The organism is Leisingera sp. G5_S3_59_S7 (assembly GCF_054968485.1).
On record NZ_JBQKUH010000017.1, the window covers coordinates 63,183 to 75,406 of the forward strand.

Genomic DNA, 12,224 nt, shown 5'->3' on the forward strand with positions numbered 1-12,224 from the left:
GCCTTAATCGTCCCCATGGTTCCAGCTCGACCACGGGCTGTCGGCGCTTTGCGGCCGGTAGCGGCGGTCGTAGTCGGTGGAGTAAAGGCAGCTTTCGTCAAAGCCCTCGCCCTTCAGCACCGGCCCCACCAGAATGAGGGCGGTGCGGGAGATCTTTTCGTCCAGCGACTCTTTCAGCGTTTCCAAAGTGGCGCGGATGATCTGCTGATCCGGCCAGCTGGCGCGGTAGACCACCGCCACCGGACAGTCGGCACCGTAATGCGGGGTGAGGCTGTCCACCACATGGTCCAGATTGCCGATCGACAGGTGGATCGCCAGCGTGGCGCCGGTCTTGGCAAAATTCTCCAGCGACTCGCCTGCAGGCATCGAGGACGCGCGGCCCGGCGTGCGGGTCAGCACCACAGACTGGCCCAGGCCCGGCAAGGTCAGCTCGGTCCCCAGCGCGGCAGCCGCAGCAGCAAAGGAAGGCACGCCGGGGGTCACGGACACGGGAATGCCCTCGGCCTTCAGGCGGCGGAGCTGCTCACCCATGGCAGACCAGACTGACAGGTCGCCGGAGTGCAGCCGGGCAACGTCTTGACCGGCTTCATGCGCGGCCTTGATTTCTGCCACGATGGCCTCCAGATCCATCGCCGCGGTGTTCACGATCTTTGCGTCCGCAGGGCAGTGGCTCAGGATTTCCTCTGGCACCAGTGAGCCCGCGTACAGGCACACCGGGCAGGAGGCGATGATGTCGCGCCCGCGCAGGGTCAGAAGGTCGGCAGCGCCCGGTCCGGCGCCAATGAAGTGAACGGTCATGGCTCAAGTCTTTCTGCTATGGCCGCGGTGGCAAGCCCATCCGCGGTGACAACTCTGGGGACAAGCAGGCGCGCGTGTGCACCCGGCACCCCGTGGCGCGCGCCCGCCAGCGCCGCGGCTTCCGCCAGCGAGCCGGTACCGAACCGCGCCTTGATCCGGGGAGAGCAGGTCAGCGTCTGCTCCCCGGCAATATCCTGTTCCTGCAGCGCAATCACCGGCAGCCCGGTGGCACGCGCAAACGCCTGCATAGCAGGCGCTTCGGCTTTCTCCGCGATGGAGGCCAGAGCATCGGCCTGCACGCCGGTCAGCGCGAGCGCTGCCTGCAGATCTGCTGCCGTTGCGGCGCCGCGAAATCCGATGCCTGCTACGATCATCGCGTGACGCTCCACTGGATGACGGGCCGTGCCCGGCGCCAATCACGCATTGTGCCCAGGGGGCCCGCCTCGGCAATTTCCGCCTTCAGCAGATGACCGCCGCGTGCGGCATGGGCCTGCATCAGCAGCGTCTCGGTCTCCAGCGTGACACCATTGGCGACCAGCCGCGTGCCTTCTGGCAGGATCCCCCACAGATGGTTCAGCAATTCCTGCGAGCCGCCACCGCCAATGAACACGCAATCGGGCTTCTCAAATCCGTCCAGCACACCCGGGGCTTTGCCCAGCACGGGTTTCATACGGTGATCCAGCCCGAACGCTGACGCGTTGGCGCGGATGTTCTCCAGCCGGCTCTCGCGCGGCTCGAAGGTGATCGCCCGTGCGCCGCGCGCTGCCAGGCACCACTCGACAGAGACAGACCCGGAGCCGCCGCCGATGTCCCACAACACCTCGCCTGCGCGCGGTGCCAGCGCCGACAGCGTCAGCGCCCGGACCGGCCGCTTAGTAATCTGCCCGTCGCTGGCAAAGAGATCATCTGCCAGCCCGGACGCCTGCGGCAGGCCCTTGCTGCCCGCGGCTTCAACCGCCACGGCTACGGGCGCCTGAATGTCCTGAAGATCGAACCCTTCGGCAGTGGCGGAGCGCACTTGCTGGCGCGGCCCGCCCAGGCACTCCATCACGGTAAGGGCAGAGGCGCCAAAACCCTCAGCCACCAGCCATTCCGCCAGCTCCGCCGGTGCATCCCCATCCCGCATGGTGCAGATGACGCGGGTGCCCGCTCCCAACAGGGGCCGCAACCGCGCATAAGGCGCAGCATGCAGGCCGAGGCACAGCACCTCTTCCAGCTTCCAGGCCAGATGGTTTGCCGCCAGCGCGAAGGTGGACGGCACCGGATGGGACACCCACTCGCCATCCTCCAAATGCCGAGCCAGAGAGCCGCCGGCGCCATGCCAGAACGGATCGCCGGAGGCCAGAACGGCCACTTTGCGGCCGCGCAGGTCCAACACGGGGGCGGTGGAAAACGGCACCGGCCAGGGCTGGCCCTTGCTGGCTGCACCCGCCAGTTCCAGATGCCGCGGGCCGCCGAATATCACGTCGGCCTCTGCCAGCGCCTTCCGGCTTGCATCGCCCAGGCCTTCCAGTCCATTTTCGCCCAGACCAATTATCGTAAGCCATGGATCAGACATGACACGCATCCTTCTTCTGGGCGGCACCACCGAGGCCTCGACGCTGGCCAGGACACTGGCGGAGGCTGGTGCGGATGCGGTGTTTTCCTACGCTGGCCGCACCGCCGAGCCGGTCAGCCAGCCGCTGCCCACGCGCGTGGGCGGCTTTGGCGGCGCAGAAGGATTGGCGGCTTACCTGGAGGCCGAAAACATCACCCATGTGGTCGACGCCACCCATCCGTTTGCAGCACAGATGAGTTCCAACGCCGTCCACGCATGCGACGCGGCGGGTGTGCCGCTGTGCGCCTTTGAGCGCCCGGCCTGGCAGGCAGGGGAAGGCGACCAATGGCTGCACACGGACAGCATAGAAGAGGCCGTCAACGCGCTGCCCGACACCCCGTCGCGGGTGTTCTTGGCAATCGGCAAGCAGAACCTTGCGGCCTTCGCGGCCAAGCCCCAGCATCACTACCTCTTGCGGCTGGTGGACGCGCCTGAGGCCCCTTTGCCGCTGCCCAACACCACGGTTGAGATCGCCCGCGGGCCGTTTTATACGGCGGGGGACACAGACCTGATGCAGCGTCATGGCATCACGCATATTGTGGCCAAAAACGCCGGCGGCGCAGGGGCTGCAGCCAAGCTCACTGCCGCGCGCGACCTCGCCCTGCCGGTCATCATGATCGGCAGGCCGCAGGTGCCCGAGCGCCCCATCAAGGGCAGCGTTGCAGAGGTTATGGCCTGGCTGTCCCATCCCGCCGCTTAACCCTCAGCTGCGTAGCGGGGGGTGTAGACGTAGTTGCCAACCCGGCGGGTGTCGCGGTTGCCGACAATCACCACGGTGCGCATGTCGGCCATCTCGGGCGTCGCCTCTTTCAGCGGCACCGTCAGCAGCTCTTGCCCTGGTTTGGTCACGTCGCGGGCAAAGGTGATCAGCGTGTCCTGACCGCAAGCCTCCCGCAGGATCTCCAGCGCCCGGGCAAACTGATGCGGCCGCGACTTGGAGCGCGGGTTGTAGAAGGCCATCGCCAGCCCGGCTTCGCCGACCAGCTGCAGGCGTTTCTCGATCAGACTCCACGGCTTCAGGTTGTCGCTGAGGTTGATGGCCGCGAAATCATGCCCCAGCGGCGCGCCGATGGCGGCGGCAGCAGCCAGCATGGCGGTGATGCCGGGCAGCACCCTGATGTCCAGATCCAGCCAGTCGGGGTGGTTTTCTGCGTTGTTTTCCAGCGCCTCAAACACGGCGGAGGCCATCGCAAACACGCCCGGATCACCGGAGGAGACCACGACCACGCGCTTGCCCTCGGCGGCCATTTCCAGCGCGTGGGTGGCGCGGTCGACCTCGACCCGGTTGTCGGTGGCGTGCAGGGTCAGCCCCTCGCGCGGCTCGATGCGTTTGACGTAGGGGATATAGCCAACGATATCAGTCGCTTCGCCAATAGCGTCGCGGACTTCCTGGGTCACCAGCGCCTCGTTGCCCGGCCCGAGACCGGCAATCACCACCCAGCCGTTTTGCGATATATTCATGGCCGGCGCCCCTGTCCGTGAACCAGTACGATGGAGAAATAGGGCACTTCGCCGTCGATCTCCGAGAGCTTCTGCACGGTTTGCCCCGGCATGGTGCCGCGCTCGACCAGCCAAGCGTCATCGGCGCGGCCCGCACGCTCCAGCGCGCGGCGCAGCTTGGGCAGGTTGCGGCCGATTTTCATGACGACCAGCGCGTCTGTTTCCGCCGCGCGCTTGGCCAGCTCGTCCTCGCTGAGGGTGGCCATCGCCACGGTCAGCACATCGTCCCCCCAGGTGATCGGCTGTCCCGAGGCGGTCCAGCAGCCGGACATGCCGGTGATACCGGGCACGATCTCCTGCGCCGCGCGGCCCTGCAGGCGGGTATAGAGATGCATGTAGGAGCCGTAGAGGAACGGGTCGCCCTCGCAGAGCACCACCACGTCCTCGCCTTTGGCAATCTCGGCCAGAGTATCTGCCCACTGGTCATAGAACTCCGCCAGCACCCGGTTGTACTCGGGGTCGGAGAAATGGATCTCGGTGGTGACCGGGTACTCCATCGCGTGCTCGGTGACGCCTTCACCCAGCATGCCCTCGACAATGGCGCGGGCCTGGCCCTGGCGGCCTGCCTTGCGGAAATAGGCGATGTGGCGCGCGGAGGAAATCAGCCGGTGCGAGCGGACGCTCATCAGGTCGGGATCCCCGGGGCCGAGCCCTGCGCAGATGACTTTGCCCATGGTCACTCTTTCCAGCTTGCCAGCGCGTTCACCGCCGCGACGGTGATGGCGGAGCCGCCCAGGCGGCCCTTCACGATCATCGAGGGCACCGGCAGGTCCTCCATCAGCGCCTCTTTCGATTCCATCGCGCCAACAAAGCCCACCGGGCAGCCGATAATGGCGGCGGGGCGGGGGCAGTCCGGGTCCTTCAGCATGTTCAGCAGGTGGAACAGCGCGGTCGGGGCGTTGCCGATGGCAACCACGGCGCCCTCCAGCTTGGGGCGCCACAGCTCCAGAGCGGCCGCCGAGCGGGTGTTGGACATCTCCTTGGCCAGCTCCGGCACGCGTGCGTCGCGCAGGGTGCAGATCACCTCGTTGTCCGCGGGCAGGCGCGGGCGGGTGATGCCTTCGGAAACCATGTAGGCGTCGCAGAGGATCGGCGCGCCCTTGGCAAGTGCTGCGCGGGCGGTCTCAGCCATGCCTTCGGAAAACCGCACGTGCTCTTCCAGGCCAACCATGCCTGCGGCGTGGATCATGCGGACGACTACGCTTTCCTCGTCCTTGTTGAAGCGGGCAAGGTCAGCTTCGCGGCGGATGGTGGCAAAGCTTTCGGCGTAGATCGCGGCGCCGTCTGTTTCATAAGTGTGGAGCATGTCAGCTGCCCTCTTTCAAAAGTTCGGGAGCGGCGCGCAAAGCGCTGGCGCTCAGGCGGGTCTTTAGCGGCTGATCCGCGGCGGTGCCATTGCGGATCAGGGAGAATTCGTTTTCGCCGGTGGCCGTCAGCGTGAGCGGCGCGGGGCCCGGGCAGGCACAGCCCTTGGCGCAGCCGGAGATATGCAGTTTTGTCCCGGCAGGGACATGCGGTGCCAGCTCCCGTGCAAGGTCCCGGGTGGACGAAAGCGCCTGCAGGCAGCCGGGCGCGCCGGTGCAAGCGACCACTTGCAGGCGCGGGTCAGTGGCGTCCAGGATCAGGCCGGGCAGGGGCGGGAGGCTTTTGGCACCTTCCACCAGCAGCATCCGCCAGGGGGTGAGGCGGATTGGACCGTGGTCTGCCAGCTGCGCCAGCGTGGCGGCGGGCATTTGGCCGAACTCCAAAGCGGCAAGAGTTCCTGCGGGGACAGCACCCGGTTTTGCGGCGAAGGCGGTCCTCGCCACCGGTGCGGCATGCGCTGCCGGCGGCCCGCGGCGCGCGATGAGACGGTGCATCCTGCCCCGGCCTTCCGGCGCGCCGCCTTGCTCCAGGAACCAGCGGGCGAGGGCGAGGGCTTCGGCAACGGCGGATTCACGTGTGACGGGCAGGCCGGCACCGGCGCCGTCGGCGCGCAGGATCAGAGTGCCGCCGGACCGTTCGATGCGGATATCGGCGGCGATGTCTTGCAGGACGGGTTCCGCGCCGCAGTCGACGGCAAAGCCGAACTTGCCGGGCAGGGTGAGGTCTGCCGCCCCGGCCAGCGCGGCGCTAAGGCCGGTGGCGATGGCATGGGTGTCGTCGCCCTCTGCCCAGAACGGGGCGGGCAGGACGTTGCGGCGGGCTTCGGCACTGGCGTCGGGGTCAATCAGGCCAAGCGTGCGCAATGCTTCGATCAGGTCCTCATGCGCCTCCTCGCGGATGCCGCGCATCTGCAGGTTGGCGCGGGTGGAAATGTCGAGGAGGCCGTTGCCGAAGTCTTCAGAAAGTCTTGCCACACCGCGCGCCTGGGTAACCGACAGTTTACCCAGCGGTGCGCGCACGCGGACCACCAGCCCGTCGCCCGACATCATCGGCCGCAGGGCGCCGGGGCACCAGCCGTAGACCTTGGGTTCGGCAGCGGCACTCATGCCGCGCCCTCCAGCTCTGCCATGATCGAGTTGCGCCGGGTGCTCCAGAGGCCCGCATCGTACAAGGCGCGGAAGCGGTCGCGCATGGCGGCGAGCGCCTCGGGGTTTTCGCGCTCCATGAAGTCGACCAGATCATCGCGGCCCAGGGTGGCCTCGAAATAGAGGTCGAACAGATGCGGCTGCACCACTTGCGCCAGATGCGCGAAGGCGGCCATGTGATCGAGCGTTGCAACAATCTCAGCCGCGCCGCGGAAGCCGTGGTTCATCATCGACGTCGCCCAGTCCGGGTTGGCGGCGCGGGCGCGGGTGACACGGGCGATTTCCTCACCCAGGGAACGCGCTTGCGGTTTGTCGGGCCGGGTCGCGTCGAGGTGGTAGAGCGCCGGTGCGGTCTGGCCGATGCGGGCCATGGCGGCGGCAAAGCCTGCCTCATGCGCGGCATAGTCCGAGGCGATCAGCACGTCGGTTTCCGGCAGGTCCTGCAAGTGCACAAAGCTGTCGGCCCCCTGCAGGCGGGTTTCCAGCGCCTCGCGCGCGTCATGGATGGTGCCTTTGGCGTCGATCGCGTGGGAGGAGGCGTTGAGCCAAGCCTCCCCCGCGGCTGCGCGGGCCTCGTCGCTGTAGTCGTCCAGATGCGGGTTCATCGACAGCCCGTACTGGCCCGGCTTGGGGCCGAAGACCCGCGGGGTTTCGGTGAGATAGGGGTTGTCCGCCTGCGTTTCCTCGCGGCCTGCAAGGGCGGCGGCGGCGGTTTCGAACATCTGGGCAAGGCCCGGGAAGACATCGCGGAACAGGCCGGAGACACGCAGGGTGACGTCGATGCGCGGGCGGTTCAGCATCGAGAGCGGCAGCACCTCGAACCCGGAGACGCGTTCGGAGCCTTCGTCCCACTTGGGCGCGAGGCCCGCAAGATGCAGCGCCATTGCAAACTCCTCACCCGCGGTGCGCATGGTGGCGGAGCCCCAGAGGTCGATCACCAGCCCCTTGGGCCAGTCGCCGTGGTCCTGGAGGTGGCGGCGCAGCAGCTCTTCCGCCAGTTTGACCCCTTGCGCATGCGCCGCCCGCGACGGCACCGCCCGCGGATCGGTGGTGAAGAGGTTGCGCCCCGTTGGGATCACATCGGCGCGGCCGCGGAAGGGCGAGCCGGAGGGGCCGGGGGTGACGATCTTGCCGTCCAGCGCGGCGATCAGCCCGGCGCGCTCCTCTGCACCGCATTGGCCGGTGCCGAAGATATGCAGGCCCTCGCCGTACTGGCTTTCCTTGATGTCGCAGACAAAGGCGTCGATGCGGGTGATCGCCTCGGCGGGGGAAGTGTCGGGGGTGAGGCCGAGATCGGCCTCCACGCCGGTTCCCTGCGCCTCGGCCCGGATGTCTCCGATCAGCCGGTCGCGGCGGGCAGGATCCAGCCCGTCTGCAGTGGAATATTCGTCGAGAAGGCTTTCGAGCCGTGCCATGCCCTCAGGCAGGGTGGTCTGCGCCAAGGGCGGCGGCAGGTGGCCGATGGTGACAGCGCCGATGCGGCGCTTGGCCTGCGCCGCCTCGCCGGGGTCATTGACGATGAAGGGGTAGGCGACCGGCAGCGGGCCGGTCAGCACCTCGGGCCAGCAGGCGCCGGAGAGTGCCACGGCCTTGCCCGGCAGCCATTCCAGCGTGCCATGGGCGCCGATGTGGATGAGCGCGTCGGTTTGCTCCCGCAGCCACAGGTAAAAGGCCACATAGGCATGGCGCGGGGTGCGGTCGAGGTCGTGGTAGTCGTCAACGCGGGTTTTCACCTCGCCGCGTTCGGGCTGCAGGGCGATCAGGGCGTTACCTGCACGCAAGGCTTTGAAATGAAAGGCGCCGTCGCGGCAGTCCGCGTCTTCATCCGGGCTGCCCCAGGCCTCGGCCAGGGTGTCCTGCAAGTCTCGCGGCAGGGTGGCGAGGGCGGTTTTGTAGTCGGCTAGCGGGACGCAGAGGGTTTCCTTCATCAGCCGCAGGCCGGTATTATCCTGCGGCTCCACCGTATAGCCCTGATCCCAGAGTTCACGCAGGATCTCGTCGCAGGATGCGAGGGCGTCGAGGCCGACGGCATGGGCGAGGTTGTGGTCTCTCCCCGGGTAGGTGGAGAGGATCAGCGCGAGGCGTTTTTCTGCGTTCGGCATATTGGCAAGGCGCAGCCAGCCCTCCACGCGGTCCACGGCGGATTTGACGCGATCCGCGTCGGCGCGGTGGGCGAAGCGGGAATATTGCAGGTCCGGGTCTTTTTTGCCCGGGGATTTGAAGCTGACGACGCCTGCGAAGATGCGGCCATCGACCTCGGGCAGCACGACATGCATGGCGAGGTCGGCGGGCGACAAGCCGCGGTCTGCTTCAGCCCAGTCTTTCTTGCGGGCGGTGGAGAGGGCGACCTGGAACACCGGGCAGCCGGTGGTTGAAAGCGGCGAGGCGCTGCCGTCGGTGCCTTGAGAGGAAAACGCGGTGGCGTTGATGATGGCGGCAGGGGCCAGTTCGGGGAGTTTCGCGCGCAGCCAATCGGCGGCGGCAGGCGCCTTGAGACTGGCGGCAAAGGTGCCGTAGGCGGCATAGCCGCGGGCGCGCAGCTCTTCGATCAGCGCATCCACCGGCGCGGTGTCGGCGGCGGTGAGGTAGGACCGGTAGAAACTCACCAGCACCAGCGGCTTGTCCTGCGCCGGCAGATCTGCGAGCACGCCCTTGGCGGGGTCGTAGAAGCCGTGTTGCGGCATCGTCTTGAGGCCAAGCACCGGGCCTGCGTAGAGGCCTGCCGCCAGCGACAGCTGGGCAAGCGCAGCCTGAGCCGCGACGGCGCCGCCGGCGTCGCACAGGGATTGCAAACGGCGCAGGGTGGAGACGGGCAGGGTGGACAGCTCATCCAGCCGCGCGTCCTCGCGCCCGTCTGCGGGGAGGATCGCCAGCGCGATGCCCTTGCGGCGGGCCAGGTCCTGCAGGGTGGCAAGGCCGTAGGACCAGTAGCTTTCGCCGCCGATCAGGCGCACGAGAACGCCCTTAGCGCCTTCCAGCGTCTGTTCCGCGTAGACGTCGACCGACAGCGGGTGCTTGAGCGCCACCAGGTTGGCGAGGCGCAGGGAGGGCAGCTTGCCGTCCGCGCGGTGCCAGCCCGCCGCGAAGGCGCCGAGATCGCTGTCGGAAAAGGACAGCACCACAAGGTCCGCAGGCGTCTGCCCGAGGTCCTGCGGGGTGTCGGTCTCGTCAAGGCCGTGGCTTTCGCGGAAGACGACGTGCATGGGTCAGGCTCCCTGCCTGTAAGGTCGTTTGGTAGAGGGGAGGGCAGCGCCCGGCCCGGCGGGGCAGGAAGCGAAGCGCCCGCCCCTTGGGGGGCGGGACGGGCGCTGCCCGGCGTGCCGCCGGGCTGGACCGTTCAATTTCTGACGCTTCAATTTCACTTGCTTCAGGCCCCAAGTTCGGCGCGGATGGCCTGTTCGTCAATGTCGTCATGCTCAGCGATGACCACCAGGGCGGTCTTGCGCGGCTGCGCACCCCAGGGCTGATCATACTGGGCGCGCAGGCGCTCGCCCACGGCCTGAACCAGCATCCGCATCGGTTTCCCCTCCACCGCGACATAGCCTTTGACGCGCAGGATGTTGCGCTCGCGGGCGAGTTTCACGATGGCATTCTGCAGCGCTTCGGGGTCGGAAACTTCGCCCATTTCGACAACGATGCTTTCAAAATCGTCATGCTCGTGGTCGTGGTGGCCGTCGTGGTGGCTGGGGCGGGCCTCCAGATCGTCCTCGGCAGCCGCACCCAGGCCCAGGATGATGCGCGGGTCGATGACGCCTTCGCTCATCGGCAGGATCGGCAGTTTGCGCGGTGCTTCGGCCTCGATCACTGCGCGGGCCTTCTCGACGCCTGCGTCGCCGGCCAGGTCGGCCTTGGAAAGCAGAACGATATCGGCGCAGGAAATCTGATCCTCGAACACTTCCGACAGCGGGGTTTCGTGGTCGATGCTGTCATCCGCCTCGCGCTGGGCCTGGACGGCGTCCAGGTCGGGGGCGAACTGGCCCTTGGCCACCGCCTCAGCATCGGCCAGGGCAATCACACCGTCCACGGTGATGCGGGAGCGGATGGCGGGCCAGTCGAAGGCCTTCAAAAGCGGCTTGGGCAGCGCCAGGCCGGAGGTTTCGATCACGATGTGATCGGGCTTTTCCGGCAGGTCCATCAACTGTTCGATGGTGGGGATGAAGTCGTCGGCCACGGTGCAGCAGATGCAGCCGTTGGCCAGCTCCATGATGTTCTCCGCCGGGCAATTTTCATCCGCGCAGGATTTCAGAATGTCGCCGTCGACGCCGGCGGTGCCGAATTCATTGACGACCACCGCCAGGCGCTTGCCTTGCGGGTTTTGCATCAGGTGGCGGATCAGGGTGGTTTTGCCCGCGCCGAGAAAGCCGGTGATGACGGTGACGGGGATCTTGTTGAGGTCGCTCATGATTACTCCTCGGAGAAGAACTTGGCCGGCGGGATGCGGGCAACGGATTGCTTGCGGAAGGTCTGCGGGCGTTCGCGCCAGGGCACAACGCCGTCGGCGGTGGCGGCATAGGCTGCAGCGCCTTCCAGGATCTCGGGGACATGCTGGTCCGGGTCGAGGTCGCCGTAGACATAAGTCCAGCGCTCGGTGCCGCCGATCAGCGCCACGGCGCAGCCGCGTTTGCAGGAGGACAGGCATTCGACCCCGCGCAGACGGACGCCTTCGGGCATCCCGGCCTCTTCCAATGCGGCGTGCAGAATGGCGCCGGGGCGGGCGGCCTCCGGGTCGGCACCCTCGCGGCGGCAGGTGAGGCAAACGGTCAGCGTGACCGGTCCTGGGGTGCTGGCAGGTTTGTCTGCCATATCGTCAGCCATCGGCGCGTCTCCTGTCGCGGCAGGCGTGGGGATGGCCGAAAGGGGGCTGCAGCGTGCCAGCCCTCAACCGGTCGCGGAACACCCCGCCCGCCCGTTGATCTCTCTCTTGCTGGCAGGTCTCCCGGCTTGCGGATGCCAAGGCTGCGGCGCCTTGCCGGCCATCCTGCCTTCCCGGGGCTTTCCCAGTGGCATGGCGGCCTCATCCGGTCACGGTCGCGGGGGCGGCTGTGCTTCGGCAATCCAAAGAAATTTGGCGGCCTTCACATTCCCTCTTCGCCTGCTTTCGCAGGAACCAGCGAAACCCCCTTGCGCTATCGCGCCCTTCTTTGTCAAGACATGGGGTCAAACAGCTGGAGAGCCCCCATGAGCGAAAAGTCTGAAACCGGCATCTCAGAGGAAGAAGCCGCCCGTCACGCCTCCAAGATGGCCAAGAAAAAGGCCGCGCGCGACCGGATGATGAAGACCAAGGAGGGCGAGAAGGGCCTGATCATCGTCCACACCGGGCCGGGCAAGGGCAAATCCTCCTCAGGGTTCGGGATGATCATGCGCTGCATCGCGCATGGGATGCCGTCAGCCGTGGTGCAGTTCATCAAGGGCGCCTGGCAGACTGGCGAGCGGACGCTGATCGAGGAAAACTTCAGCGATCTCTGCCAGTTCTACGCGATGGGCGAGGGGTTCACCTGGGAAACCCAGGACAAGGCCCGCGACATTGCCGCGGCCCAGAAGGGCTGGGAAAAGGCCAAGGAGATGATCCTGGACGAGCGCAACACCATGGTGCTGCTGGACGAGATCAACATCGCGCTGCGCTATGAGTATCTGGACCTGGAAGAGGTGCTGGAGTTCCTTGTCGAGCACAAGCCGCCGATGACGCATGTAGTGCTGACAGGCAGGAACGCCAAGGAGGAGCTGATCGAGATCGCCGACCTGGTGACCGAGATGGGCCAGATCAAGCACCCGTTCCGCGCCGGGGTGAAGGCGCAGAAGGGTGTAGAGTTTTAAAGCTG

12 protein-coding genes and 1 riboswitch are annotated in these 12,224 nt (G+C 67.0%); of the genes, 2 read left to right on the plus strand and 10 right to left on the minus strand.

Going from position 1 to position 12,224, the window contains the following annotated elements; genetic code table 11:
* Positions 1 to 3: 3 nt before the first annotated feature.
* The 3 genes from cobM to cbiE are packed head-to-tail and all read right to left on the minus strand — an operon-like array spanning position 4 to position 2,356.
* Positions 4 to 798 (minus strand): precorrin-4 C(11)-methyltransferase, encoded by a 795-nt coding sequence (gene cobM, locus ACTRWG_RS09995; protein ID WP_462829270.1) that lies wholly within the window; start codon positions 796 to 798, stop codon positions 4 to 6.
* On the minus strand, positions 795 to 1,172 hold the full coding sequence (locus ACTRWG_RS10000) for a cobalamin biosynthesis protein (protein WP_027236836.1): 378 nt from the start codon (positions 1,170 to 1,172) through the stop codon (positions 795 to 797). The genes cobM and ACTRWG_RS10000 overlap by 4 nt, the downstream gene beginning before the upstream one ends.
* Positions 1,169 to 2,356 carry a precorrin-6y C5,15-methyltransferase (decarboxylating) subunit CbiE gene (cbiE, locus tag ACTRWG_RS10005; protein WP_462829271.1) on the minus strand — a complete coding sequence of 396 codons (1,188 nt, stop codon included), beginning with the start codon at positions 2,354 to 2,356 and terminating at the stop codon, positions 1,169 to 1,171. The genes ACTRWG_RS10000 and cbiE overlap by 4 nt, the downstream gene beginning before the upstream one ends.
* Here cbiE and ACTRWG_RS10010 point away from each other — a divergent pair.
* The gene (locus ACTRWG_RS10010; RefSeq protein ID WP_462829272.1) at positions 2,355 to 3,095 is read left to right on the plus strand and encodes a cobalt-precorrin-6A reductase; all 741 of its coding nucleotides are present in this window, start codon (positions 2,355 to 2,357) and stop codon (positions 3,093 to 3,095) included. The genes cbiE and ACTRWG_RS10010 overlap by 2 nt on opposite strands.
* Here ACTRWG_RS10010 and cobJ read toward each other — a convergent pair.
* From cobJ to ACTRWG_RS10045, 7 genes are all read right to left on the minus strand, one after another.
* Complete coding sequence (gene cobJ / locus ACTRWG_RS10015; protein ID WP_462829273.1) at positions 3,092 to 3,856, minus strand: precorrin-3B C(17)-methyltransferase; 765 nt, start codon at positions 3,854 to 3,856, stop codon at positions 3,092 to 3,094. The genes ACTRWG_RS10010 and cobJ overlap by 4 nt on opposite strands.
* The gene (locus tag ACTRWG_RS10020) at positions 3,853 to 4,569 is read right to left on the minus strand and encodes a precorrin-2 C(20)-methyltransferase (RefSeq protein ID WP_462829274.1); all 717 of its coding nucleotides are present in this window, start codon (positions 4,567 to 4,569) and stop codon (positions 3,853 to 3,855) included. The genes cobJ and ACTRWG_RS10020 overlap by 4 nt, the downstream gene beginning before the upstream one ends.
* A 2-nt stretch (positions 4,570 to 4,571) precedes the next feature.
* Complete coding sequence (locus ACTRWG_RS10025) at positions 4,572 to 5,201, minus strand: precorrin-8X methylmutase (RefSeq protein WP_027236841.1); 630 nt, start codon at positions 5,199 to 5,201, stop codon at positions 4,572 to 4,574.
* A 1-nt stretch (position 5,202) separates the two neighbouring features.
* The gene (gene cobG, locus ACTRWG_RS10030) at positions 5,203 to 6,366 is read right to left on the minus strand and encodes a precorrin-3B synthase (protein WP_027236842.1); all 1,164 of its coding nucleotides are present in this window, start codon (positions 6,364 to 6,366) and stop codon (positions 5,203 to 5,205) included.
* The gene (gene cobN / locus ACTRWG_RS10035) at positions 6,363 to 9,608 is read right to left on the minus strand and encodes a cobaltochelatase subunit CobN (RefSeq protein ID WP_027236843.1); all 3,246 of its coding nucleotides are present in this window, start codon (positions 9,606 to 9,608) and stop codon (positions 6,363 to 6,365) included. Before cobN ends, cobG begins: the two co-directional genes overlap by 4 nt.
* A 164-nt stretch (positions 9,609 to 9,772) precedes the next feature.
* Complete coding sequence (gene cobW, locus ACTRWG_RS10040) at positions 9,773 to 10,807, minus strand: cobalamin biosynthesis protein CobW (protein ID WP_174148261.1); 1,035 nt, start codon at positions 10,805 to 10,807, stop codon at positions 9,773 to 9,775.
* Between the two features lie 2 nt (positions 10,808 to 10,809).
* The gene (locus ACTRWG_RS10045) at positions 10,810 to 11,220 is read right to left on the minus strand and encodes a DUF1636 family protein (protein WP_036797440.1); all 411 of its coding nucleotides are present in this window, start codon (positions 11,218 to 11,220) and stop codon (positions 10,810 to 10,812) included.
* A gap of 94 nt (positions 11,221 to 11,314) precedes the next feature.
* Positions 11,315 to 11,532: riboswitch (cobalamin riboswitch) on the minus strand.
* A 51-nt stretch (positions 11,533 to 11,583) separates the two neighbouring features.
* Between ACTRWG_RS10045 and cobO the strand changes: the two genes are divergently transcribed.
* Positions 11,584 to 12,219 (plus strand): cob(I)yrinic acid a,c-diamide adenosyltransferase, encoded by a 636-nt coding sequence (gene cobO, locus ACTRWG_RS10050; RefSeq protein ID WP_027236846.1) that lies wholly within the window; start codon positions 11,584 to 11,586, stop codon positions 12,217 to 12,219.
* Positions 12,220 to 12,224 lie beyond the last annotated feature (5 nt).